Source organism: Leifsonia shinshuensis, from assembly GCF_014217625.1.
In the GTDB taxonomy this organism is placed as follows: domain Bacteria; phylum Actinomycetota; class Actinomycetes; order Actinomycetales; family Microbacteriaceae; genus Leifsonia; species Leifsonia shinshuensis_A.
Map to the genome: position 1 here is coordinate 1,244,671 of NZ_CP043641.1, position 24,852 is coordinate 1,269,522.

General features: G+C 70.4%; 22 protein-coding genes. 11 read left to right on the top strand and 11 right to left on the bottom strand.

Translation table 11 applies throughout. The annotated features are described in order from the left end of the window. Nucleotides 1–83: 83 nt before the first annotated feature. Nucleotides 84–842 (top strand): SDR family NAD(P)-dependent oxidoreductase, encoded by a 759-nt coding sequence (locus F1C12_RS06020; RefSeq protein ID WP_185277892.1) that lies wholly within the window; start codon nucleotides 84–86, stop codon nucleotides 840–842. Between the two features lie 34 nt (nucleotides 843–876). Here F1C12_RS06020 and pdxR read toward each other — a convergent pair whose 3' ends face one another. Then, nucleotides 877–2,292 (bottom strand): MocR-like pyridoxine biosynthesis transcription factor PdxR, encoded by a 1,416-nt coding sequence (pdxR, locus tag F1C12_RS06025; RefSeq protein WP_258046141.1) that lies wholly within the window; start codon nucleotides 2,290–2,292, stop codon nucleotides 877–879. Nucleotides 2,293–2,384: 92 nt separating this feature from the next. Between pdxR and F1C12_RS06030 the strand changes: the two genes are divergently transcribed. Further along, the gene (locus F1C12_RS06030; RefSeq protein WP_185277893.1) at nucleotides 2,385–2,876 is read left to right on the top strand and encodes a carboxymuconolactone decarboxylase family protein; all 492 of its coding nucleotides are present in this window, start codon (nucleotides 2,385–2,387) and stop codon (nucleotides 2,874–2,876) included. A gap of 85 nt (nucleotides 2,877–2,961) precedes the next feature. Here F1C12_RS06030 and F1C12_RS06035 read toward each other — a convergent pair whose 3' ends face one another. Together F1C12_RS06035 and F1C12_RS06040 are read right to left on the bottom strand one after the other, a co-directional pair. After that, the gene (locus F1C12_RS06035) at nucleotides 2,962–3,336 is read right to left on the bottom strand and encodes an FKBP-type peptidyl-prolyl cis-trans isomerase (RefSeq protein WP_055919382.1); all 375 of its coding nucleotides are present in this window, start codon (nucleotides 3,334–3,336) and stop codon (nucleotides 2,962–2,964) included. Between the two features lie 206 nt (nucleotides 3,337–3,542). After that, a complete protein-coding gene (locus tag F1C12_RS06040) occupies nucleotides 3,543–4,928 on the bottom strand; it encodes an FAD-binding oxidoreductase (RefSeq protein WP_185277894.1) in 1,386 nt (461 codons plus the stop codon). 78 nt (nucleotides 4,929–5,006) lie between these two features. On the opposite strand from F1C12_RS06040, the gene F1C12_RS06045 reads away from it, so the two are divergent. From F1C12_RS06045 to F1C12_RS06060, 4 genes are all read left to right on the top strand, one after another. After that, a complete protein-coding gene (locus F1C12_RS06045; RefSeq protein WP_308458002.1) occupies nucleotides 5,007–6,650 on the top strand; it encodes an AlkA N-terminal domain-containing protein in 1,644 nt (547 codons plus the stop codon). A gap of 73 nt (nucleotides 6,651–6,723) precedes the next feature. Further along, on the top strand, nucleotides 6,724–7,488 hold the full coding sequence (locus F1C12_RS06050) for a glycosyltransferase (RefSeq protein WP_185277895.1): 765 nt from the start codon (nucleotides 6,724–6,726) through the stop codon (nucleotides 7,486–7,488). 97 nt (nucleotides 7,489–7,585) lie between these two features. Then, entirely contained in the window at nucleotides 7,586–8,461 is an 876-nt protein-coding gene (locus F1C12_RS06055; RefSeq protein ID WP_185277896.1) for a fumarylacetoacetate hydrolase family protein, read from the top strand. 64 nt (nucleotides 8,462–8,525) lie between these two features. After that, nucleotides 8,526–9,428, top strand: coding sequence for an alpha/beta fold hydrolase (locus F1C12_RS06060; protein WP_185277897.1), 903 nt, complete (start codon nucleotides 8,526–8,528; stop codon nucleotides 9,426–9,428). A gap of 75 nt (nucleotides 9,429–9,503) precedes the next feature. Here F1C12_RS06060 and F1C12_RS06065 read toward each other — a convergent pair whose 3' ends face one another. The 5 genes from F1C12_RS06065 to F1C12_RS06085 form a co-directional block, all read right to left on the bottom strand. Then, the gene (locus F1C12_RS06065; RefSeq protein ID WP_258046238.1) at nucleotides 9,504–11,057 is read right to left on the bottom strand and encodes an aspartate ammonia-lyase; all 1,554 of its coding nucleotides are present in this window, start codon (nucleotides 11,055–11,057) and stop codon (nucleotides 9,504–9,506) included. A 180-nt stretch (nucleotides 11,058–11,237) separates the two neighbouring features. Next, nucleotides 11,238–12,659, bottom strand: coding sequence for an aldehyde dehydrogenase family protein (locus tag F1C12_RS06070; RefSeq protein WP_185277898.1), 1,422 nt, complete (start codon nucleotides 12,657–12,659; stop codon nucleotides 11,238–11,240). 27 nt (nucleotides 12,660–12,686) lie between these two features. After that, complete coding sequence (gene trmB / locus F1C12_RS06075) at nucleotides 12,687–13,385, bottom strand: tRNA (guanosine(46)-N7)-methyltransferase TrmB (RefSeq protein WP_185277899.1); 699 nt, start codon at nucleotides 13,383–13,385, stop codon at nucleotides 12,687–12,689. A 35-nt stretch (nucleotides 13,386–13,420) separates the two neighbouring features. Further along, on the bottom strand, nucleotides 13,421–13,741 hold the full coding sequence (locus F1C12_RS06080; RefSeq protein ID WP_185277900.1) for a hypothetical protein: 321 nt from the start codon (nucleotides 13,739–13,741) through the stop codon (nucleotides 13,421–13,423). An 89-nt stretch (nucleotides 13,742–13,830) separates the two neighbouring features. After that, complete coding sequence (locus tag F1C12_RS06085) at nucleotides 13,831–15,150, bottom strand: NCS2 family permease (RefSeq protein WP_374939557.1); 1,320 nt, start codon at nucleotides 15,148–15,150, stop codon at nucleotides 13,831–13,833. 230 nt (nucleotides 15,151–15,380) lie between these two features. Here F1C12_RS06085 and F1C12_RS06090 point away from each other — a divergent pair, with 230 nt between their 5' ends. The 5 genes from F1C12_RS06090 to F1C12_RS06110 all read left to right on the top strand — a co-directional run bounded on the left by F1C12_RS06090 (nucleotide 15,381) and on the right by F1C12_RS06110 (nucleotide 20,561). After that, the gene (locus F1C12_RS06090; protein WP_185277901.1) at nucleotides 15,381–16,658 is read left to right on the top strand and encodes a uracil-xanthine permease family protein; all 1,278 of its coding nucleotides are present in this window, start codon (nucleotides 15,381–15,383) and stop codon (nucleotides 16,656–16,658) included. A gap of 104 nt (nucleotides 16,659–16,762) precedes the next feature. Further along, nucleotides 16,763–17,143, top strand: a complete 381-nt coding sequence (locus F1C12_RS06095; protein WP_258046142.1) for a hypothetical protein — start codon at nucleotides 16,763–16,765, stop codon at nucleotides 17,141–17,143. Further along, nucleotides 17,133–19,139, top strand: coding sequence for an alpha/beta hydrolase (locus F1C12_RS06100; RefSeq protein WP_185277902.1), 2,007 nt, complete (start codon nucleotides 17,133–17,135; stop codon nucleotides 19,137–19,139). Before F1C12_RS06095 ends, F1C12_RS06100 begins: the two co-directional genes overlap by 11 nt. A 92-nt stretch (nucleotides 19,140–19,231) precedes the next feature. Beyond that, a complete protein-coding gene (locus tag F1C12_RS06105) occupies nucleotides 19,232–19,840 on the top strand; it encodes a hypothetical protein (RefSeq protein ID WP_185277903.1) in 609 nt (202 codons plus the stop codon). A gap of 175 nt (nucleotides 19,841–20,015) precedes the next feature. Then, entirely contained in the window at nucleotides 20,016–20,561 is a 546-nt protein-coding gene (locus tag F1C12_RS06110) for a hypothetical protein (RefSeq protein WP_185277904.1), read from the top strand. Nucleotides 20,562–20,600: 39 nt separating this feature from the next. Here the strand turns inward: F1C12_RS06110 and F1C12_RS06115 are convergent, their stop codons facing one another. The 3 genes from F1C12_RS06115 to F1C12_RS06125 all read right to left on the bottom strand — a co-directional run bounded on the left by F1C12_RS06115 (nucleotide 20,601) and on the right by F1C12_RS06125 (nucleotide 24,817). Further along, nucleotides 20,601–20,933: a peptidase gene (locus tag F1C12_RS06115; RefSeq protein WP_185277905.1), complete on the bottom strand. Its 333-nt coding sequence runs from the start codon at nucleotides 20,931–20,933 to the stop codon at nucleotides 20,601–20,603. Further along, nucleotides 20,930–22,144: an inorganic phosphate transporter gene (locus F1C12_RS06120; protein ID WP_185277906.1), complete on the bottom strand. Its 1,215-nt coding sequence runs from the start codon at nucleotides 22,142–22,144 to the stop codon at nucleotides 20,930–20,932. Before F1C12_RS06120 ends, F1C12_RS06115 begins: the two co-directional genes overlap by 4 nt. A gap of 117 nt (nucleotides 22,145–22,261) precedes the next feature. Beyond that, the gene (locus tag F1C12_RS06125) at nucleotides 22,262–24,817 is read right to left on the bottom strand and encodes a DEAD/DEAH box helicase (protein WP_185277907.1); all 2,556 of its coding nucleotides are present in this window, start codon (nucleotides 24,815–24,817) and stop codon (nucleotides 22,262–22,264) included. Between the last annotated feature and the right edge of the window lie 35 nt (nucleotides 24,818–24,852).

Sequence of the window (24,852 nt, forward strand, 5' to 3'; positions counted from 1 at the left end):
TCCATTATGGCACTGGGTGTTATAAATACATCGACGCCCATATCGAGCGCCAACGACGTCATCGACTCAAGGAGTACAGCAGTATGAGCAGCAACGGAACCGGCCGCTTCGCCGGAAAGACCGCCATCGTGACCGGAGCGGGCTCCGGCATCGGCAAGGCCACCGCCCTCCGCCTCGCGTCCGAGGGCGCCCGCGTGGTCGGCAGCGACATCTCCGCCGAGCGGCTGGCGGCCCTGGTGGAGGAGAACGCCGGACTCGACATCGTCACCGTCGCCGGCGACGTCTCCAGCGAGGAGACCATCGCGGCGCTGCTGGAGGCGGCGGGCGGGAAGGTCGACGCCCTCGCCAACATCGCGGGCATCATGGACGGCTTCCTCCCGGCCGCCGAGGTCGACGACGCGACCTGGGACCGCGTGTTCCTCGTCAACGTCACCGCGATCATGCGCCTGACCCGCGCGGTCCTCCCGCTCATGGTGGCGGCCGGCAGCGGCTCGATCGTGAACGTGTCCTCCGAGGCGGGCCTGCGCGGCTCGGCGGCGGGCGCGGCCTACACCGCGTCCAAGCACGCGGTCGTCGGCCTCACCAAGAGCACGAGCGTCTTCTACGCGCCGAACGGCGTCCGAACCAACGCCGTGGCGCCGGGCGGCGTCATCACGAACGTGGACGGCACCTTCAAGTCGCAGCTCGCCGGCGAGCGCCTCGGGCCGATCATGCAGACCAACGTCCCGCCGGTGGCGCACCCCGAGCAGCTCGCGGCCGCGATCACCTGGCTGCTGAGCGACGACTCCGCCAACATCTCGGGTGTCGTGCTCGCGTCGGACGGCGGCTGGTCGGCGATCTGACGCACGTCGCATGACGGCTCGCCGAGACGGCCGGTCACCCCGCGCGGATACGACCGACCGCCTCGGCGAGGAGGCGGACGCCGTCGGGGATGTCCTCGACGGCGATCGCCCCGAACCCGAGCAGCAGACCCTCCCAGCCGCCGCTCACCGCGAACCGCGGCAGCGGCTGCACCGCCACCCCCGCGACGGCCGCGGCCGCCGTCACCCGGGCGGAGTCGAACGGCACGCCGTCCACGGGCCGCAGCGCGAGGTGCAGCCCGGCGGAGGAGGGCACCACCGCGAGTCGGGAGGCCAGAAGTGGTCCGGCCTCCCGGCCGATCAGCGCGTGCCGCTCCTCGTACACGCGACGCGCCCTGCGCACGTGCGAGGCGAACGCCCCGGAGTCCAGCAGGCTCGCCATCGCCGCCTGCGTGACGACGTCGTTGTGCCAGTCCGTCAGCCGTTTCGCGCTGCGGAGAGCCGGCACGAGGGAGGGCGGCGCGACCAGGAACCCGAGCCGGAGTCCGGGCAGCATCGTCTTCGAGAACGTGCCGACGTAGACCACCCGGCCGTCGGCGTCCAGACGCTGCAGCGGGTCCAGGGCGCGCGCGCCGAAGCGGTACTCGCTGTCGTAGTCGTCCTCCACCACCACGGCGTCGTGCCGCGCCGCCCACTCCAGCAGGGCCGTCCGCCGCTCCAGCGGCAGTACGCCGCCGAGAGGGAACTGGTGCGAGGGCGTCACGTAGACCAGGCGGGCCGGCGGCAGCCGGTCGACGCGGAGGCCGTGCTCGTCCACCGGGACAGGGACCACCCGCGCGCCCAGCTGCTCGAAGAGCTGGCGGACGGGAGGGTAGCCCGGGTCCTCCACCGCGACCGTGTCGCCGGGGCTCAGCAGCGTGCGGCCGAGGAGGTCGAATGCCTGCTGGGCGCCGCTGGTGATCACGACGTCCTCGGCGGCCGCCGCCACCGAGCGCGCGAGGCCGAGGTGCCGCGCGATGCCGGCGCGCAGCCGCTCCGGACCGGCCGGGTCGGCGTAGTGCGCCGTCCGCAGCGCCGGACCGCGCAGGGCGGCGGTCACGGCGCGCCGCCAGGCGTCGGCCGGGAACAGCGCCGGGTCGGGCGACCCGACGCTGAAGTCGTAGGCGATCGGGTGCGGCTCCGACCAGAGCGGGTCGGCCAGGTCCCGCCACGCCGGCGCCGGCTGCGCGGCGGCCGGACGACGCGGCGTCCTCCCGTCCGCCGCCGCGGGCATGGCCACGAACGTGCCGGAGCCCACGCGTGCGACCAGGTATCCCTCCGCGGTCAGCCGCTCGTACGCGGTCGAGACGGTGCTGCGCGAGACGCCGAGGCTCGCCGCGAGCTCGCGGGTGGCCGGCAGCCGCACCCCGCGGCGCAGCCGGCCGTCGAGCACGGCGTCGCGCAACTCGCGGTAGACGCGCTCGGTGCGGTCGCCGCGCCCGTCGATCGACACGTGGATGTCCAGGACGGCCTCCCGAATTGGTCTGCCAGGTTTCTACAGAATTGGATCTTACACCGGACCAATATCGACCCTACGGTGAAGCCATGACAGACACCTCGATCATCGAAACCGCCGCCACCGCCGACCGCCCGACCCACGTCGAGCGGGTGCAGATCTCCTCCGCCGTCCCCGACGGCTACCGCAAGGTCATCAACCTCGACGGCTACGTCGGCCAGGCGGTCGAGGAGCCGCTCGGCGACCTGATCAAGCTCCGCGCCTCCCAGATCAACGGCTGCACCTACTGCGTCGACATGCACTCCGTCGACCTGCAGGAGGGCGGCTACCCGCTCCGCAAGGTGTTCGCCGTCTCGGCCTGGCGCGAGTCGCCGTGGTTCAGCGAGCGCGAGCGCACCGCGCTGGAGCTGACCGAGGCCGTCACGCTGATCCACCAGGGCGGCGTGAGCGAGGCGCTCTACGCCCGCGCAGTGAACGAGTTCGGCGAGGTCGGCTTCGCGAACCTGATCCTCGCGATCGGCACGATCAACATCTGGAACCGGATCGCCATCCCGACGCACATGCGGCCGCCGGCGCTCTGACGCCCGCGAACACGAAGGGCACGTGGACGCCCCCTCCCGAGACAGGCAGGGGCGTCCACGTGCCCTCCGGCACGACGAGTGGAGGTCAGCTCACGCCGAGCAGGTCGATCACGAAGATCAGCGTCTTGCCCGAGAGCGGGTGTCCGCCGCCGGCCGGGCCGTAGGCGAGCGCCGGCGGGACGGTCAGCTTGCGACGGCCGCCGACCTTCATGCCGGGGATGCCGTCCTGCCAGCCCTTGATCAGGTTGTTCAGCGGGAAGTTGATGGACTGGCCGCGGCTCCAGGAGGAGTCGAACTCCTCGCCCGACTCGTACTCGACGCCGAGGTAGTGCACGTCGACCTTGGAGCCGGGGGTCGCCTCGGGGCCGGAGCCCTCGACGATGTCCACGATCTCGAGCGTCGTGGGGGCCGGGCCCTCTGGGGCGTCGACCTCGGGCTTCTCATTGGTGTTCTCTGCCATGCACCCATCCAACCGGTGCGAGACGCCCGCGTCAAAAGTCTTGCAATCCGGGCGAGCCTGGGGCAGGCTATACGCATAACTCGACGACCCGGGAGCGTTGCAGGCATTGCCGCACCACCGGGCGTCGAGTCTTTTAACGCCCTGTGTTTGTTTAACCCCGTGTTTGCTTGTCGACCCTCTTCGAGGCGGTCCGGGCCCAGCCTCGCTTAACCGAAAACCTTTCCAGGATTCAGGATCCCGAGCGGGTCGAAGACCGACTTGAGCTTGACCTGCAGCTCGTAGGAGTCCGGTCCCAGCTCCTCCGCCAGCCAGCGGCGCTTCAGAACGCCGACGCCGTGCTCGCCGGTGAGCGTGCCGCCGAGCGCGACCGCGGTGCGGAACAGGTCCCCCGCGGCGTCCCAGACCTGCTGGCCGACCTCGTCGCCCTCCGTGATGAAGTTCGGGTGCAGGTTGCCGTCGCCGGCGTGCGCGACGGTCGGGATGGCGATGCCGTAGCGCTCCCCGATCCGCTCGATCGCCGCGAACATCTCCGGCATCCTCGACCGCGGCACCGCGACATCCTCGATGAGCACTGTCCCGCTCGCCGCGAGCGCGGGATGGAACGCGCGCCGGATCGCGAGCAGCCGGTCGCCCTCCTCGGCGTCGGCGGCGACCCGCACCGTGCCGCCGGTCTCCGCGATCAGCGTGCCCGCCCGTGCGGCGTCGGCGGCGGCCGCCGGCCCGTCGAACTGGACCAGCAGGTACGCCGCTCCCCCGGTCGCGCCGAGCGCCTCCCGGATGGTCTCCTCGCCGAGGTGGGCGGAGATGCGCTCCAGCGCCGCGCCGTCCACGAGCTCCATGATCGCCGGGCGCAGGTGAGCGGCCGTGACCCGCGCTGCCGCGTCGGAGGCCGCGCGCACGTCCGCGAAGAGTGCGCCGAGGGTGGTCGGCTCGCCCTGCGGCAGCGGGAGGACGCGGACCGTCGCGCCGACGATCACGCCGAGCGTGCCCTCCGAGCCGACCAGCAGCGACGTGAGGTCGTAGCCGGTGACGCCCTTGACCGTGCGGTGCCCTGTGCGGATGAACCGTCCGTCGGCGAGGACCACGTCCAGGCCGAGCACGGCCTCCCGCGTCACCCCGTATTTCGCGCAGAGCAGGCCGCCGGCGTTCGTCGCGATGTTGCCGCCGACCGTGGAGACGGCCTTGCTCGCCGGGTCCGGCGCGAAGAACAGCCCGAACGGCTCGAGCGCCGCGTTGAGGTCGGCGTTCACCACGCCCGGCTCGACGACCGCGAGCTGGTCCTCGGTGGAGATCTCGAGGATGCGGTCCATGCCGGCGACACTCAGGACCAGAGAGCCGGCGGTCGCGTTGGCGCCGCCCGCGAGGCCGGTGCCCGCACCGCGCGGCACGACGGGGACCCGGAACTCGGAGGCCGCCCGCATCGCCGCCTGGACGTGCCCGACCGTGCGCGCGTTCACGATGGCGAGCGGGCTGCCGTCCGCCACCCAGCCGGAGTGGTCGCCGCGCGCGGCGTCCAGGTGTTCTGGATCGACCGACAGCACGTCGTCCGCGTCCTCGCCGAGCGCCGCCGTGAGCCAGTCGATGACATCCATGACCGTCATGCTAACGGTGTCGCACTCATGTCCGATTTCCGCTATCGGATGTCGGTGGCCCGTGTCAGGCTGGAAGGCATGAGCAGCACCACGTCGAAGCCCAGCGCCCCCGCGAAAGCCGGCGACCGCCTCGCCGACCCCGTGTTCGCGCAGCGCTACCGGGCGATGAGCGCCCGGGACGCCCGGTTCGACGGCCAGTTCATCACCGGCGTCCACTCCACCGGGATCTACTGCCGGCCGAGCTGCCCGGCGGTGACGCCGAAGGCCGACAACGTCACCTTCTACTTGACGGCCGCCGCGGCGCACGAGGCCGGGCTGCGCGCCTGCAAGCGCTGCCTGCCCGACGCCGTCCCCGGCTCGCCGGAGTGGAACGTCCGCGACGACCTCGCCGCCCGAGCGATGCGCCTGATCGCCGACGGGACGGTCGAGCGGGAGGGCGTACCCGGCCTCGCCCACCGGCTCGGCTACACGCCGCGGCACCTCGGCCGCGTGCTCACCGCCGAGCTCGGCGCCGGACCGCTCGCGCTGGCCAGGGCGCACCGGGCGCAGACCGCGCGGCTGCTGCTGGCCGGCACGGACATGCCGGTCACCGACGTGGCGTTCGCCGCCGGGTTCTCCAGCGTGCGGCAGTTCAACGAGACGATGGCGGAGATCTACCACGTGACGCCTGGGGCGATCCGGGCGTCCGCGCGGCGCCGGCCCGGGATCGCGCACGGGCCGATGGTGGCGGGCGCGACCGCGGGGGCCTCACTGACGCTGCGGCTGCCGGCGCGGGCGCCGTTCGACGGCGGGCGGGTGCTCGCCTTCCTGGCGGCACGCGCCATCGAAGGAATGGAGTCCGCGGTCGCCGGCGCGGGAACCGACGCCATCGCACCCTCGTACAGCCGCGCCCTCCGCCTGCCGCACGGCCCCGCCGCGATCCGGCTCACGCTCGCCGGCGACCCCGACGCCCCCGCGATCGAGTGCGAGGCGAGTCTCGCGGACATGGCCGACCTCGCCCCACTCGTGGCGCGCGTTCGCCGCCTGCTCGACCTGGACGCCGACGCCGAGGCGATCGACTCGGCGCTGGCGGCCGACCCGGTGCTCGCGCCGTCCGTGGCCGCGGCGCCGGGGATGCGGGTGCCGGGCGCGGTCGACCCGGAGGAGATCCTGTTCCGCGCGCTGATCGGCCAGCAGGTGTCGGTGCCCGCTGCGCGCACCGCGCTCGCCCGGCTCACCGAGGCCCTCGGCGAGCCGGTGGCGATCGGCGGGTTCACGCGGCTCTTCCCGACATCGGAGGCGATCGCCGAGCACGGTCGGGAGGTGCTGCGCGGGCCCGGCAAACGCATCGACGCGATCATCGGCGCCGCGACCGCCCTCGCCGACGGCTCGCTTGTGATCGACGTGGGCGAGTCCCGCGCCGAGCTGGAGGCCCGGCTGGTGGCGCTCCCCGGCATCGGCCCGTGGACGGCGGGCTACGTCGCGCTGCGCGTCCTCGGCAGCCCGGACGTGCTGCTGATCGGCGACCTCGCGCTGCGGCAGGGCGCAGCACGGCTCGGCCTCCCCGCGGAGCCGCGCGAGCTCGCGGCCCGCGGTGCGGTGTGGTCGCCGTGGCGCAGCTACGCGGGGATGCACCTGTGGGAGAGCGCGCACGAGGCGCAGCGGGAGGCGCGCGAGCAGCGGGCGGCGCAGCGGGCGACCCCTCCGGCCCGGCGTAGCCCCGCACCGACCACCGCGGCGTAGGATCGCAGACAGCGGACCACCGTGACGGCCCGCCACAAAATACGTGCATTTCGGTCGAGGAGGGAGCGCTCTCGTGCCCTCGATCACCGTCGTGATCCCCGCGCTCGACGACGCCGGGATGCTCGCGCGCTGCCTCTCCGACCTGGCCGCGCAGCTGCGGCCCGCCGACGAGATCATCGTCGTGGACAACGGCAGCTCCGACGACACCGCGGCGGTCGCCCGCGCCGGCGGCGCCCGGGTGCTGGAGCAGTCGGTCCGCGGCATCTTCCCGGCGGCCGCCACCGGCTACGACGCCGCCACCACCGACATCGTCGCGCGCCTGGACGCCGACTCCCGGCCTCCCGTCGACTGGCTGCTGCACATCGAGGCCGAGTTCGTGGACGACCCCGCCATCGGCGTGCTGACCGGCCCCGGCGTGTTCTACGACGGCAACACCTTCGTCGCCGGACTCGGGCAGCTCCTCTACATCGGCGGCTACTTCTGGTCGATGGAGATCTGGCTCGGGCACCCGCCGATCTTCGGCTCGAACTTCGCGATGCGGCGGGAGGTCTGGCAGGAGGTCCGCGGACGCGTGCACCGCGACCTGCGCGAGGTGCACGACGACCTGGACCTGGCCATCCACCTCGACCCCGGCGTGGTCGTCCGCTACGACGAGCGCCTGCTGGTCGGCATCTCGTCCCGGCCGTTCTCGACCTGGCGCGGCTTCGGGCGGCGCATCCGCTGGGCGTTCGGAACCTTGCGCATGCACCTGCCAGAGGAGACGCCGTGGCGCAGACGCGCTGCGCGGCGGCGCTGGGAGGCGGAGCACACCGAGGAGGCGCCGGGCGCGATCGCCTGAGCGCCGGGCGGCCGCCCGCAGCTTGTGCGCGTTCTGAGCATTTTCCGCACAGCCACCGGTTCGTGTCCCCAGGCGTCCGACCGATAGGTTGGACAGTGTGAGATTCTCGCACCTCAGCACCACCCCGGACTCGCACCCGCGCCTGGCGGCCGTCATCGGAGACGGAGCCCTCTTCCTCGACGAGCTCATGGCCGAGGCGCCCCGCGACCTCCAGGACCTCATCGAACGCGGCGACACGACCCTGGCGGAGGTGCGCGCCATCGTCGACGAGGCGGTCGCCGCCGGCGCCCCGGTCGTCCCTGTGCACGAGCTCCGGCACGCCTCCGCCGTCCTGCGCCCGCCGCAGGTGATCGCGATCGGCGCCAACTACGCCGCGCACGCCTCGGAGCTGAAGCTCCGCAGCGAGAAGGCGGCGACCGTGTTCTCGCTCTGGCCCAACTCGCTCGCCGGGCACGGCGGCACCACGAGCTGGCCGGAGGACCTCACCACCCAGGTCGACTACGAGGCGGAGCTCGGCGTCATCATCGGCAAGCCGGCGCGCAACGTCCCGGTCCGCGACGCACTCGACTACGTGTGGGGCTACACCGTGGTCAACGACATCACCGCCCGCGACCTCCAGTTCTCGGAGGCGCAGTGGTCGCGCTGCAAGTCGTTCGACGGCTTCACGCCCAATGGCCCCGTGGTCGTCACGGCCGACGAGATCGCCGACCCGCAGGACCTCTGGCTCACCACGAACGTGGACGGCGCGATCCTGCAGGACGCCTCAACGGCTGACATGGTCCGCTCGGTCGCCGAGATCATCGAGTTCCTGTCCCGGTCGGCGACCATCCAGCCGGGAACGCTCATCTCCACCGGCAGCCCGGGAGGCGCCGGCTACTCGCGCACTCCCCCGGTGTTCCTCCGCGACCGCTCCACCGTGACCGTCTCGATCGGCGGGATCGGCTACCTGACGACCTACTGCCGCGTCTCCTGACGCTCGGCGCAGGCCAATACCTGCATTGCACGCATTCGTCCGCGCTGTCGGCTAGCGTGAGTGCATGTCGATCGGCGAGCGGCGTCCCGGGCTCTCGGGCGGAGACGACGAGGCGGCCCGTCTCGACGCGGTCCTCCCCGACATCGACTGGTCGGTCGCCCCGGTCGGCGCGACCTTCTCGACCTTCCGCGCCCCCAGCGGCGAGCTGGCCGTCGTCGCGCTCGGAGATCCGGCCGATCCGCGCGTCGTGCTGGTGCCGGGAGCCACGGGCTCCAAGGAGGACTTCTACCTCCTCGCGCCGATCCTGGTGGCGGCCGGCTACTACGTGCAGAGCTACGACCTGGCCGGCCAGTACGAGTCGGCGTCCGCCGGCCCGGCCGCGGGAGACCACTACACCTACGACCTGCTGGTCGCGGACTTCGTCGCCTTCCTGCGGGAGGGCGGTCCGGCGCACGTGCTCGGCTACTCGTTCGCCGGCATCCTCGCCGAGCTCGCGCTCGTCCAGCACCCGGAGCTGTTCCGCACCCTGACCCTGCTGACCTCGCCGCCCGAGCCCGGTCAGGCGTTCCGCGGCGTGCGGGTCATCGGCTGGCTGAGCTGGTTCCTGAACGGCCGCCAGGGCGCCGGGCTGATGATCTGGGGCATCGTGACCAACAAGAACAAGGTCGGCCCGACCCGGCTCGCGTTCGTCCGCTCCCGGTTCGCGCTCACCCGGCGCTCGAGCGTGGACGACATCGTCGGGCTGATGAAGCACGTGCCCGACGTGCGCGGGCGCATCGCGGAGATCGGCCTCCCTGTGCTGGTGGCGACGGGCGACCACGACCTGTGGCCGACCCACCTGCACGCCGCGAACGCGCAGGCCCTGGGCGCGCGGCTGGCCGTCTACCGCACCGGCCACAGCCCGTGCGAGACCGCCCCCAACCAGCTGGCCCGAGACATGCTCGCCCTGTTCCGCTCCGCCGAATAGCGCCGAGGGGCACGAAAACGCCCCTAAAACGGCGTTCTAGGGGCGTTTCGGTGCCCTTCGGCGGAGGGCTGAGCGTTACTCGCGGGCCTTCTCGGCCTTCTCGATGGCCTCGGCCTCGATGATCGGGATGGAGGTGGTGATCGCCTCCAGACCGCTCAGGCGCGCGGGCGACAGCAGGCGGGTGACCTCCTCGCGGCTCATCAGCTTGGCCTCCACCACCAGGTCGGCGACGTTGTGGCCGGTCAGCAGCGCGGACTTCGCGAGCGCGGCGGCGGCGGCGTAGCCGATGTGCGGGGTGAGCGCGGTGATGACGCCGACCGACGAGCCGACCATCGCACCGAGGCGCTCCTCGTTGGCGGTGATGCCGTCGACGCAGTTGACGCGCAGCGTGTGGAAGGCCTGCGCCATCCAGGTGATGCTCTGCAGCAGCGAGTGGGCGATGACCGGCTCGAACGCGTTGAGCTGGAGCTGGCCGCCCTCGGCCGCCATGGTCACGGTGACGTCGGCGCCGGCCACGGAGAACGCGACCTGGTTGACGACCTCCGGGATGACCGGGTTGACCTTGCCCGGCATGATCGACGAACCGGCCTGGCGCGGCGGGAGGTTGATCTCGCCGAGACCGGCCTGCGGGCCGGACGAGAGCAGGCGCAGGTCGTTGCAGATCTTCGACAGCTTGATGGCGCTGCGCTTGAGCGAGCCGGAGAACGACATGAAGGCGCCGGCGTCGCTGGTCGACTCGATGAGGTCGGGCGCGGTCTCCAGGTTGAGGCCGGTGATCAGGTTGAGGTGCTTGACGGCCGCGGCCGCGTAGCCGGGATCGGCGGTGATGCCGGTGCCGATCGCGGTCGCGCCCAGGTTGATCTCGGCGAGCAGCCACTTGGTCTCGGTGAGCCGGGCGTGGTCCTCGGTGAGGGTGGTGGCGAAGCCGTGGAACTCCTGGCCGAGCGTCATCGGAACGGCGTCCTGCAGCTGGGTGCGGCCGACCTTGAGGATGTGGCGGAACTCGCGGCCCTTCGCGGCGAACGCGTCGCGCAGCAGCGCGAGCTCGTCCAGCAGGTGGCCCAGCGCGAACGTGAGCGCGATCTTGATCGCGGTCGGGTACGTGTCGTTCGTGCTCTGGCTGCGGTTCACGTCGTCGATCGGGTGCATGTACGCGTAGTCGCCCTTGGGACGGCCTTCGAGCTCGAGCGCGATGTTCGCGATGACCTCGTTCGCGTTCATGTTGGTGGAGGTGCCGGCGCCGCCCTGCATGACGCCGACCACGAACTGATCGTGGAACTTGCCGTCGATGATGAGCTGGCAGGCCCGGTCGATGAGCTCGGCCTTGTGCTGCTCCAGCACGCCGATCTCCAGGTTGGCGCGCGCCGCGGCCTGCTTGACGGCGGCGAGGGCGACGATCAGGTCGGGGTAGACCGAGATGGGCCGCTTGGCGATCGGGAAGTTCTCGAGGGCTCGCGAGGTGTGCACACCCCAGTAGGCGTCGGCCGGGATCTCCCGGCTGCCGAGGGAGTCGGTCTCGACGCGGGTGGGCCGGCCTTCTGCGCTGGGGGTCGGGACGTCGGACACGTTCTCGGACGCGTCGGTGACGGTGTCGATGACCGGGATGGGGTGAGTCTTCGGTTCGTCCATCGTTGCTGTGGAATCCACGCTTGGCTCCATTGCCTCTCGTTGTGCGTTGGCGTTGTCGGGGTCTGCCGGCCGTTCGTGGCGCCCGGCAGTGCCGAGCCTACCCCTGGTGCCTGCACGGGTGATGGACACTTCGTCCGGTATCCCGGACGCCGTTCGACAGCCTGTCGAGAGCGCCTCCGCTCAGCCGAGTTTGCGCAGCAGCCCGCGCGCGAACCGGTCCTTGCCCTCGGTGTACGGCGGGTAGATGAGCTGGAGCGTGTCGGGCGCGAGCGCCTTCGACAGCACGGCCTTCTCGTGGCTGAACGTCTCCAGCGATCTGCGGCCGTGGTAGGCGCCCGAGCCGCTCTCCCCCACGCCGCCGAACGGGAGTCCGCCGACCGCGAGGTGCGCGGCGGGCACGCCGAAGCCGACCGCTCCGGAGCTGGTCTCGGTGAGGATGCGCCTGCGCACGTCGCGGCGCTCGCTGAAGACGTAGAGGGCCAGCGGCTTATCGCCGGAGCGGATGAACGCGATCGCGTCGTCCAGACCGTCGACGGCGACGATCGGCAGCACGGGGCCGAAGATCTCCTCGCCCATGACGGCGGAGTCACGCGGCACGTCCACGAGCACGGTCGGCGCGAGGTAGCGGGAGGCCGCCTCCGACCGGCCGCCGACCGCGGTGGTCCCCGAGCCGAGCAGCCCGGCGAGCCGCTCGAACTGCCGGTCGTTCACGATCCGGCCGTAGTCGGGGCTGTCCGCCGGGTCGTCGCCGTAGAGCGCGCGGACCGCGTTCCCGAGTTCGGAGGAGAGCCGCTCCGACACCGCTTTCGTCGCCAGGATGTAGTCCGGCGCGACGCAGGTCTGGCCCGCGTTCATGAACTTGCCCCAGGCGATCCGGCGGGCCGCGGCGGCGAGGTCGGCGGAGTCGTCCACGTACACCGGCGACTTGCCGCCGAGCTCCAGCGTCACCGGAGTGAGGTGCTCGGCCGCCGCTGCGGCGACGATGCGCCCGACGCGGCCGTTGCCGGTGAAGAAGATGTGGTCCCAGCGCTGCGCGAGCAGCGCGGTGGTCTCCTCGACGCCGCCCTCCACGACCGCGACGGCCGCCGGGTCGAGGTATTGCGGGACGAGCCGGGCCATCGCGGCGGAGGTCGCCGGCGCGAGCTCGCTGGGCTTCAGCACGACGGCGTTCCCCGCGGCCAGCGCACCGACGACGGGGGCCAGGAGCAGCTGCACAGGATAGTTCCACGGCGCGATCACGAGCACGACGCCGACGGGCTCCAGCACGACCTGCGCCTTCGCGGGCAGCAGGGCGCCCGGCACCGCGACCCGGCGCGGGCGCAGCCATTTCCGGAGGTTGCGCCGCATGTGGTCGATCTCGCCGACGACGAAGCCGAGCTCGGCGATCTGCGACTCGGTCGGGTTCTTGGCCAGGTCCTCCAGCAGCGCGTCCTCGAACTCGGCGGCGCGTTCGGTCAGCATGCGGCGGAGGCCGGCGAGCTGGGCGAGCCGCCAGGAGAGCGGCTTGGTCCGGCCGATGTCGAACGTGGCGCGCAGGGAGCCGACCGTCTGCGGGATGTCGCCGGCGACGTCGCCGGGCGTGAGCGTGGACTCGGAGGTCATGCGCCCATCATCACACGGCCGGTCCGGCTACACCGTCGGCCGGTACTCCAGGTCGAAGATCGCGTGTCCCAGCCGCTCGCCGCGGCGCTCGAACTTGGTCACCGGGCGGTCCTCCGGTCGCGGGATGAACCCGCCCGGCCCCGCAGTGTTGACCAGCGCCGGCTCGGCGTCGAGCACGTCGATCATGTGCTCGGCGTACGGCTCCCAGTCGGTGGCGAGGCGGAGCACGCCCGTCGGTTTCAGCGCGGCGACGATCAGTCGCGCGACGTCGGGCTGCACCAGGCGGCGACGGTGGTGCCGGGCCTTGGGCCACGGGTCGGGGAAGAAGATGAGCACCTCGTCCACGCTGCCCGGGCCGAGCCCCTGCTCGAACACCTCCACCGCGTCGTGCCGGACGACCCGGATGTTGGTCAGCCCCTGCTCGTGCGCGGCCGCCAGCACCCGGCCGACTCCCGCGCCGTGCACCTCGACTCCGAGGAAGTCCTTCCCCGGGTGCTGCGCCGCGAGCGCGAGCAGGTTCTCGCCGTTGCCGAAGCCGATCTCGACCACGCGCGGCGCCGTGCGCCCGAAGATCGTGTCGAGGGCGAGCGGTGAGCCGTCGAAGTCCACGCCGTAGACCGGCCAGAACTCGTCGATCGCCCGCTGCTGGGCTTCGGTCTTCCTGCCGCGGATGACGAAGCTGCGCGGCCTGTCGCTGTGCGGCGCGACGAGAGGGGACGGTTCCATCCCTCCATTCTCGCAGGCCGCGCAGGAGGCGAGGATCAGAGGTGCGCCCCCACGACGTGCCAGGGCAGGAAGGCGAGCCCGACGCCGAAGCCGATCACCGCGACCAGGAGACCGATCAGGATGCCGGCGAGCATGACGGCGTTGAGCACGATCCCCCAGATCGCGAAGGTGCGGCCCTGGGGCTCGCGGCTGAGCGCGAGGACACCGAGGACCAGTCCGGCGATGGGGGCGAGGAAGGTCCAGCTGAAGACGATGGACGCGAGGCCGAGCGCGAAGCTCGTGACGCTGAGGGTCCGGGCCGGAGCGGCCTGGTAGGGGTTAGCCGGGTATGCGTTCGGTGGAGTGTTGGTGGTCATGGATCCAGTCAAGCGATCCGCACGGCCCGCGCACATCCGGGTAACCCCCGGTTGCGGTCAGGGGTTACCCGGGATGTGCGCTCAGGCGGTCAGTGCGGCAGGAGCGTCTCGATCGGGCCGCGCGCGAAGTACACCAGGAAGCCGGCCGCGACGATCCAGAGCAGCGGGCTGATCTCGCGCGCCTTGCCGGAGAGCGACCGGACGAGCACCCAGGAGATGAAGCCGACGCCGATGCCGTTGGCGATCGAGTACGTGAGCGGCATCACGATGATCGTCAGGAACACCGGAAGCGTGCTGGAGAACTCGTGGAAGTCGATGTGGCGGATCTGCACGACCATGAGCGCACCCACGATCACGAGCGCCGCGGCTGCCACTTCGCTCGGGACGACGCTGGTCAGCGGCGTGAAGAACATGGCCAGCAGGAACAGCACACCGGTGATGACGCTGGCGAAGCCGGTCTTTGCGCCCTCCCCGATGCCGGAAGCCGACTCGACGAACACGGTGTTGGACGAGGCCGACGTGCCACCGCCGACGACTGCGCCGACACCCTCCACGATCAGCGCGGACTGCAGGCGCGGGAACGTGCCGTCCTCGTTGGCGAGCCCGGCGCTGCGCGCGAGGCCGGTCATCGACCCCATCGCGTCGAAGAAGTTCGTGAAGACGAGCGTGAAGACGAGCATGATCGCGGCGAGTCCGCCGATCCGGGCGAACGAGCCGAACAGGTCGAACTGCCCGACCAGGCTGAGGTTCGGCACCGAGACGAACGACGTGGGCAGGGCGGGGACCGAGAGGTTCCAGCCGTCCGGGTTCTTCGCGGAGGAGCCGAGGTGGAAGATCGCCTCGATGATGATGGCGACCGCCGTCGCCGCCACGATCCCGATCAGCAGCGCGCCCTTCACCTTCCGCGCCATGAGCACGCCCATGATCACCAGGGCGATCAGGAACACCAGGGTGGGAAGTGTCGCGATGGACCCGGCCTCGCCGAGCTGCACGGGCGGCGAGGCCGCCTTGGTGCTGCGCACGAAACCGCTGTCGACGAAGCCGATGAAGGCGATGAAGAGGCCGATGCCGACCGTGATGGCCGTCTTCAGCTGCGGCGGGACGGCGTTGAAGATGAGGCGGCGGAGCCCGGTCGCGGCGAGCAGGACGATGATCAGACCGTTGATGACGACGAGGCCCATCGCCTCCTGCCAGGTGAGCACCTTGACGACGTTCACCGCGAGGAACGAGTTGATGCCGAGGCCCGCGGCGAAGGCGAACGGCAGCCGGGCGACCAGACCGAACAGCACGGTCATGACACCCGCGCTCAGCGCGGTGACGGCGCCGACCTGCTCGAAGCCCAGCGAGTGCCCCGTCACATCCGGCGCGGAGCTCAGGATGATCGGGTTGAGGATGACGATGTACGCCATGGTCACGAAGGTCAGCAGGCCTCCGCGGATCTCCGTCGCCCACGTGGTGCCGCGGGACGTGATCTCGAAGAACCGGTCCAGTCGACCCTTGACGGTCGGCGGGGTCGTGGATGTCGATGCGGAAATGGTGGTCTCCCGTAAGATCGGTGGGGTTTGGTTCGGGGCGCATTCGAAGCGATGTCACAGCGCCGTACCAGCCTAATTCCCTTCGCGACACGATAAGGACACGCATGGCTCTGCCCTGGAAGCTGCACGGAGACGGCAAGAAGGTGGGGGCCCGCGAGGTCGTGCTCCCCGGCGAGCGGCTGACCTGGCCGCGCACCATCGGGCTGGGCGCCCAGCACGTCGTGGCGATGTTCGGCGCGACGTTCCTGGTGCCGCTGCTGACCGGCTTCCCGCCGAGCACGACGCTGCTTTTCTCGGGCGTCGGGACGATGCTGTTCCTGCTGATCACCCGCAACAAGCTGCCCAGCTACCTCGGCTCCTCGTTCGCGTTCATCGTCCCGATCGTCGCGGCGACCAAGGCGCACGGGATGCCGTCGGCGCTGTTCGGGATCGTCGTCACCGGCCTCCTGCTCGCCGTCGTCGGCCTGATCGTCGTCGCCACCGGCACCAAGTGGATCGACGGCCTGATGCCGCCCATCGTGGCCGGCGCGATCGTGGCGCTGATCGGCTTCAACCTCGCGCCGGCGGCCAAGAACAACTTCATGGCGGCGCCCGTCACCGCGCTGGTGACGCTCGCCGCGGTCATCCTCTGCACCGTGCTGTTCAAGGGGATGCTCGGCCGGCTCTCGATCTTCCTCGGCGTCGTCGTCGGCTACGTGTTCGCCGTGTTCGCCGGCCAGGTCGACTTCAGCAAGGTCGACAAGGCGGCGTGGATCGGCCTCCCGCAGTTCACGCTCCCGGCCAACCCGTTCACCGACGCGGCGTCGACCTGGGGCATCCTGCCCGCGTTCCTCCCCGTCGTCCTCGTGCTGGTCGCCGAGAACGTCGGCCACATCCGCGGCGTCGCGCAGCTCACCGACCCCGCGGTCAACAAGCTCACCGGTCGCGCCCTGTTCGCGGACGGCCTGGCCACGACCATCGCCGGCTTCTTCGGCGGCTCGGGAACGACCACCTACGGCGAGAACATCGGCGTCATGGCCGCGACGCGCGTCTACTCGACGGCTGCGTACTGGGTGGCCGGCATCGTCGCCGTGCTGCTGGGCCTCTCCCCCAAGGTCGGCGCCGTCATCAACACCATCCCGGCCGGCGTGCTGGGCGGCGTGACGACCGCGCTCTACGGGTTGATCGGCGTGATCGGCGTGAAGATCTGGCTGGACAACAAGGTCGACTTCAACAAGCCGGTCAACCAGTTCACCGCGGCGACGGCGCTCATCATCGGCATCGGCGACTTCACGCTGAACTTCGGCCAGCTGACCTTCAACGGGATCGCGCTCGGCGCCATCGCGGCGATCGTGGTGTACCACGTGATGAACTCGATCGCCCGCGTCCGCGGCACCGCCTGAACGCAGACGGCACACCGCCTGGACGGTGTGTCGCGTCTGATATTGCACACTCTCTGTTATCTGTTCTAAGCTGCACAATGTCAACGGTCTCTGACGAGGCGGGCATGGTGACCGGCGAGAACATCCTCATCGACGGCGGCGACTCGTCGGTTTCATCGCCGTACGGATCGTCAGAGTCAGGAGCAGGGATGGGCAGAACGGTCGGCGTCGACCCCGATCGGTTGTCGGCTGGTGCGAAAGCGCTCAAGGGGGTCACGTCCGGTCCTCGTCCTTCGGCGGACGAGTCCAGCGGTTTCGGCTCGCGGGTCGCTGGGGAGGCGGTGAGCCGGTACGAGGCGTACTGGGTCCGCGGCCAGACGGCCGTCGACGACCTGGTCGCCGGACTTGCCGGCGCACTCGTCCAAGCCGCCGAGTCGTATCCGCGTCGAGATGCGGAAGACGCCGACCGGTTCGCGGGAGACCGGGGTGGCTTCTATGGCTTCTAGGTGGGCGGGTTCGAGGTGGGCGGACTGGTCGCCGGTCGGGTTCGACACCGACCCGACTCCCGGTGATCCGGAGCTGGTGGAGGCGCTGGCCGGCCACTTGCGGAAGTGGTCCGGCCGGCTGGAGCGGCAGTCGGCGACCTCGAGGCAGGTGCTGAAGACCAACCTCGGGGCGGCATCGTGGTCGGGCCTGGCCGCCGAGGTGTTCTCCGATCGGCTGCGTGCGCTGACGGCCGCGGCGCTGAAGGCGGCCGAACAGCACAACGAGGGGGCCGTGGCGGCGACCAGGTGGTCGCTGGCGCTGGAGTACACGCAGCGCGAGGCGGGCGAAGCGCTGCAGGACGCCGAGGAGGCTGTGGCGGACCTGGAGGCGGCCGAGGCGTCGGTGGCCGCCCTGGGCGTCGAACAGGCGGCGCTGCTGTCGGCGTTGCGCGCGCTGGAGAAGGCGTACAACTCGAGCGAGAAGCCGCCGCCGGGTTCCGCGGCGCCGGCGGCGGTGGACGTGTCGAGTGCCCGCCGCCGGGAGCAGGAAGCGAGCGACGACCTGGCCAGAGCGCGCCGCACGGTCGTCGACGCGCAGGAGCGGCTGGACGACGCGAAGCGGAGAGCCGGGCGGGCGAAGCAGGAGTACGACGCGGCCGAGAGAGCGTTCGCCGACGCGCTGGACAGCGCACTCCACGGCGCCCTTCCGCGCGCCCCGAAGCCGGAGCTGAAGGCGTTCGCGTCGGTGGTCGGGAAGCTCTCCCACATCTCTGTCTCCGCGAGTGTGAACGCGTCGCTGATGGACACGCTGGAGCGGTTGACGCCCGAGGAACTGGCGGTGCTCCTGGCGGAGGAGCCGGAGCTGCTGCAGGAGTTCTGGAAGCATCCGCCGTCGCCGGACAAGGTGGCGAAGTGGTGGTCGGGGCTCGGGGACGCTGCGAGGGAGGCGTTTCAGGCGGCGGCGCCTGGGGTTCTGGGGAACCTGGCGGGGCTGCCGTACGGCGTGAGGCATCGGTGCAACATGACCGTGTATTCGGCTGTCAAGGACCTTCCAGGCCGCACTCCGGAGCAGCAGAAGGTTCTTGACGCGCTCAAGCAGGTGCTTTCCGACCCGCTGGCGTCGTTGGTGTCTTTCAATCTGGACGCGCCGGTGCCGATGGTCGCGGTCGGGTACGGCGATCTGGACACGGCGGACACGGTGACCTGGGCGGCGCCCGGAATGAACTCCGACGCGGCGGAGGCCACCCAGAGCTGGTCGCGCGCCGCAAGGAACCTGTACTACGAGCAGGTCGAGCTTGATTACAGTCGGACACATGCCGTGGTCGGCTGGCTGGGGTATGACACTCCGGACTTGGCGAGTGTGAACAATCCGGCGTTGGCGCAGGACGGGTCGTGGCGGTTCGCGAATGAGTTGGACGGAACCCACGCCACCCGCACAGCGCATTCAGCGGCACAATTCCCGTACGTGTCGGTGGTGGCTCACTCGTACGGGACGACAATGGCCGCTGATGCGTTGACTCGGGTGAAACACGACGTGGACTCCTTCACCATGCTCGGGTCGGCGGGGATCGACACCCACGTCGTGGCATCGCTGACGGATCTGCACGTGAAGCACCCGGGCGGGCAGCCGGCGATCTTCACCACGGCGGCCGAGCAGGACCTCCTCGCACCATTCGGCTCGGCGCTCGGCGGGCGCGCCGAACCGAACCCCGAAGCGCTCCGCTCAGAGGGGACGGGGTGGGCGACGATCGTCATCGGGTTGAACGTGCCGCAGTCGATGGGCGGCGCGCAGTCGTTCTCCTCCGAGGGAGCAGTCCTCCCGAGCGGTGAGGTCTTGAAACAGACCAAGGGTCACAGCACGCTGGGAGCGCACACGGACGGGTGGAACCCGCTCAACGGGATCGCCCCCGAAGGCTTCGGTTACCTTGATAAAGACACGGAGGCCCTACGAAACACGGGTTACACGACGATCGGTCAGTCGGAGAGCGTCGTCGGCGGCCTGAAGCCCACCCGATGAACCACAGATCGGATGGATTCGTGAATCGAATCGCAAAAGTATGCGGTGTGACAGTCGTCGCAGCCGCGATGGTTCCTCTCGTAGGAGGTTGTATGTCTGTTCCCGCTCTACGTGACCCGGCCCCGCAATCCCCGGGCACCCCGCAGAAGACGATCACCGAATTGCTGTCCCAGTGGGCGGACCTCACCAATGCCGCGATCGCCGCCACCGGCGACACCGAAGGCTGGTTCCGCGGCGCGATGCTCGACAACAGACCCTGGGACCCGGCCGCAGAGGAAGTCGGCCTGTTACCGTGCGGAACGGTCGGAGCGAAGACCAGTAGCCAGGTAGAGGCCATCGTCACCCACGATGCGTTCGAAGCTGACCCGCACCCGATCGCGGACAAACTCACCGCGTACTGGGAAAGCCAAGGATTCACCGTCGTGAGAACGGTCGATTGGACCTCCCCTTCCGGCAGGATGGACATCGCGATCCGCGCAACACGACCCGACGGCGTCTACAACGGGCTCACCGCCACTAGCGATCAAGTATCCATCAGCGTCTCGTCGGAGTGCTCCACCCATCCCTCCATCGACACGTGGGCCGAGGAGCGTGTGCAAGAAAGACTGAACTCGCTGCTTCCCACCCCCGGCACTCCGCCACCCTCGCCAGCCGCGTCCGCCATCACGGACGGCACAGATGACGAGTTCTTTTGGGGATGATCCGCATGCGCCGCACCGGCCCCGGCTGGAACCGCCTCCCGCTGGGTGGGCATTCGGACAGCATTGCCGGTGGGTCGAGGCCCACCGCATGACGGACCGATCCAGGGGGTTCGTTGGCCGTTTCGTGAAAGCGTGCGGTGCGGCGGCCGTGACAGCGTCACTCCTAGGAGGTTGTATGTCTGTTCCCGCTCTACGCGACCCCGCCCCACAATCCCCGGGCACCCCGCAGAAGACGATCACCGAGTTGCTGACCCAGTGGGCCGACCTCACCAACGTCGCGATCGCTGCCACCGGCGACACCGAAGACTGGTTCCGCGGCGCGATGCTCGACAACAAGCCGTGGGACCCGGCCGCGGAGGAAGTAGGTCTGCCACCGTGCGGGACGGTCGGAGCGAAGACCGCTCACCAACTACACGCCATCGTTACACACGATGCGTTCGAAGCAGACCCGCACCCCATTGCGGACACACTCACCGCGTATTGGGAAAGCGAAGGGTTCACGGTGGTGCGAACTGTCGATTCGACGCTGCCATCCGGGTGGATGGGCGTCTCAATCCGCGCCACACGACCAGACGGCGTCTACAACGGACTCACCGCCACCAGCGATCAAGTGTCCATCAGCGTCTCCTCGGAGTGCTCCACCCACCCCTCCATAGACACATGGGCACGTGAGCGATCACTGCGCAACTTGAAGACACCGCCACCGGGACAACCCAACTAGGCCCAACGACCGCTCACCCGCGGAGTAATCGCCGCCGCCTCACCCGTGGAAATACGGAATGATCAAATACAACCCATACAGCACCGCCACCCCGCAGAGCACGAAACACGCATAAGCCGCGGCCAGCGCAGCGCGCTTCCTGCCCTCGCTGAGCGGGCTCTTGCGGCGGGCCTTCTCGGCCTTCTTCTGGGCCTTGGCCGCCTCCTCCGGCGTGATCACCGTGATCGCGTCGGTGAACTCGGCCGGCTCCACGAAGAGTGCGCGTCCGGCGACGGCGAGCAGGCGCGTGCCGAGGGCGTAGAAGCCGACGACCACGCACGCGCCGATGAGCGACGCGGCGAAGACCGTGAGGAACTGCAGGACGGCGCTCATGCGGGGTTCCTTCCCGAACGCTCCTTCTTGAGCGGCTTGACCTTCTTGATCTTCACCACGCGGCCGGATGCGGCGACGTCGCTCTGGCCCTGGACCGGAGCCGGCTCGACAGCGTTGGCGCTGGAGACCTGGTTGCGGCGGGAGCGCCAGAAGATGAATGCGATCACGACGACCGCGACCACGGTGTCGATCAGGATGCCGATCGGGCCGAGCAGGCCGATCAGGGCCGCGACGGCGCCGACCACGCCCGCGGCGGGAAGCGTCAGCACCCAGCCGATGGCGATCCGGCCGGCGGTGCCCCAGCGCACCGAGGCGCCGCGGCGGCCGAGGCCGGAGCCGATCACCGAGCCGGAGGCGACCTGCGTGGTCGACAGCGCGAAGCCGAGGTGGCTGGAGGCCAGGATGGTCGCGGCCGTGCTCGTCTCCGCCGCGAAGCCCTGCGCGGGCTTCACCTCGGTCAGGCCGCGGCCGAGCGTGCGGATGATGCGCCAGCCGCCCGAGTAGGTGCCGATCGCGATGGCGAGCGCGCACGCGACGACGACCCAGAGCGGCGGCCCGCTTCCCGCCGGAAGGAGGTTGGCGGAGATCAGCAGCAGGGTGATGACGCCCATGGTCTTCTGCGCGTCGTTGGTGCCGTGCGAGAGGGCGACGAGCGAGGACGAGAAGATCTGGCCGTAGCGGAAGCCGCCGCGGCCGTCGGGACGGCCGTCGTAGCGCCGGGTGATCCAGTACGCGAGCTTGGTCGCCGCCCACGCCACCACGCCCGCGGTGAACGGCGCGATCACCGCGGGGAGGACGACCTTCTGCACGACGGTCGGGAAGTTCACGGACGCGAACCCGGCCCCGACGATCGCCGCGCCGATCAGCCCGCCGAACAGGGCATGGCTGGACGAGGACGGGAGGCCGTAGAGCCACGTCACCATGTTCCAGACGATGGCGCCGACGAGCCCGGCGAAGATCAGCTGCGGCGAGATCAGGACGCCGCCCGACCCCTCGTTGATGATGCCGCCCGAGATGGTCTTGGCGACCTCCGTCGACAGGAAGGCGCCGACCAGGTTCAGGACAGCGGCGAGCGCCACCGCGATCTTGGGCCGCATGGCGCCGGTCGCGATCGGCGTCGCCATCGCGTTCGCCGTGTCATGGAACCCGTTGGTGAAATCGAAGAAGAGGGCCAGCGCGATGACCAGCACGATGATGAGGGTGAGATCCACCGGCTTCTTTCTCGTGTGGACTGCCGACGGGAGTTCATCGGAAGTTCATGCGGAACGGCTGGCGCGATTAATCAGCCGCACACATGTTTTCACGGCCGTCTCCGGCGCGTCAAACCGTCAGAGCCGGTCGACCGCCGTCACCCGGACGACGGCGACACCGGTGCGCGCGGAGTCCGCCAGCAGCACCTCCGCGGCGATCCCCCAGTCGTGGTCCCCGGCCGGATCGGCGATGATTTGGCGCACGCGCCATACGCCCTCCGCCGCGGCCGGGGCCTCGTCCACGACGATCATGTCGGCCGCGCGTGCCGACGCGTCCGTGAGGATCTCGTCGTGCTCGGCGTAGTAGGCCTCCAGCGCCTCGTCCCATTGCAGCTCCGAGAACGACGGCGCGGACGCCTCGGCGAGCGCCGCCGCTTCGTTCTCCAAAGCGCCGAGCTCCTGCACCCGGTCGAGCGCGGCCAGCTGGACACGCCGGAACAGCTCGTTGCGCACGAGCACGAAGAACGCGCGGCGATTCGTGGTGACGTTCCGCGGCGCGGGCGGGGCGAGCTCCCCGCTCTCGGCCGCGTGCCGGGCGGCGTCCGGGTGTGCCAGCTCCTCCCACTCGTCCAGGAGGCTGGAGTCCACCTGGCGGACGAGCTCGCCCAGCCACTCCACGATGTCGCGCAGCTCCTCGGTGCGCAGGTCGAGCGGCACGGTCTGGTTCAGCGCGCGGTAGGCGTCGGAGAGGTAGCGCAGCACGACGCCCTCGGAGCGGGCGAGCTTGTAGAAGGCGATGAACTCGCCGAAGGTCATCGCTCGCTCGTAGAGGTCGCGGACGACCGACTTGGGACTCAGCTCGAAGTCGGCGACCCAGGGCTGGCTGGAGGCGTAGGTCGCGAACGCCTCGTGCAGCAGTTCGTCGTGCGGCTTCGGGTGCGTGACGGTCTCCAGCGCCTCCATCCGCTCGTCGTACTCGATCCCCTCGGCCTTCATCGCGGCGACGGCCTCGCCGCGCGCCTGGAACTGCTGGGCGGAGAGCACCGGGCGCGGGTCGTCGAGGGTGGCCTCCACGACGGAGAGGATGTCGAGGGGGTAGCCGGGCGACTCGACGTCGAACAGCTCGAACGCAGCGAGGGCGAACGGCGACAGCGGCTGGTTGAGCGCGAAGTTGGGCTGGAGGTCGACGGTCAGGCGGATCTCGCCGTCCACGGCCTCCACCACCCCGGCGGTCAGCAGCGAGCGGTACAGGCCGAGCGCGCGGCGGGCGAGCGCGAGCTGCCGCTTCCACGGCTCGTGGTTGTCGAAGACGAGGTCGCGCACGTGGCCGAACACGTCTCCCCCGCGCCCGATGACATTGATGAGCATCGCGCTCGTGATCTGCATCGAGGAGGTCAGCGTCTCCGGCTCGGCCTCCACGAGCTTGCGGAAGGACGGCTCGCCCCAGGAGACGAAGCCCTCCGGCGCCTTCTTCCGCACGATCTTGCGGCGCTTCTTCGGGTCGTCGCCGGCCTTCTCCAGGGCCTTCAGGTTCTCGCTCTCGTGCTCGGGCGCCTGAACGACGACCGTGCCAGCGGTGTCGTAGCCCGCGCGGCCGGCCCGCCCGGCGATCTGGTGGAACTCGCGAGCGTTGAGCTGGCGCATCCGGGTGCCGTCGAACTTGGTCAGCGCGGTCAGCAGCACGGTGCGGATCGGGACGTTGATGCCGACGCCGAGCGTGTCCGTGCCGCAGATCACCCGCAGCATCCCCCGCTGGGCGAGCTGCTCGACCAGGCGGCGGTACTTGGGCAGCATCCCGGCGTGGTGCACGCCGATGCCCTGGCGCAGCAGCCGCGACAGTGTGCGGCCGAAGGAGGTCGTGAACCGGAACTCCCCGATCAACTCCGCGATCGCGTCGCGCTGCTCTCGGCTGGCGATCTTCGCGCTGGACAGCGACTGCGCGCGCTCCAGGGCGGCGAGCTGCGAGAAGTGCACGATGTAGATCGGCGTCTGGCCGGTGTGCAGGAGGTCCTCGACGGTGTCGTGGATGGGCGTGAGCTCGTAGTAGTAGTGCAGCGGCACCGGGCGCTCGACGCCGGTGACGGTCGCGGTCTCCCGGCCGGTTCGGCGGCTCAGGTCGGCGGCGAGCGCCGTCACGTCGCCGAGGGTGGCGGACATCAGCACGAACTGGGCGCGGTTCAGCACCAGCAGCGGCACCTGCCAGGCCCAGCCGCGGTCGGGGTCGGAGTAGAAGTGGAACTCGTCCATGACGACCTGGCCGACCGGGGTGTCCTCGCCCTGGCGCAGCGCGAGGTTGGCCAGGATCTCGGCGGTGCAGCAGATGATCGGCGCGTCGGCGTTGACCGAGGAGTCGCCCGTCATCATCCCGACGTTCTCGGCGCCGAACACGTCGACCAGGGCGAAGAACTTCTCGGACACCAGCGCCTTGATCGGTGCGGTGTAGAAGCTGCGCTCGCCGCGGGCCAGCGCGGCGAAGTGCGCGCCGACGGCGACGAGCGACTTCCCCGTCCCGGTCGGCGTCGACAGGATGAGGTTCGAGCCGCCGACGATCTCGATCACCGACTCGTCCTGCGCCGGGTAGAGGGTGATGCCGGTCGACTCCGCCCAGGCGACGAACGCCTCGTAGACCGCGTCCTCGCTCACCGAGGCGGGGCCGGCCCAGCCGGGGAGGTCGTCGACGCGCAGGGAGGCCATAGGGTCCAAGCCTGTCACAGCGCGGGGATGCTCGG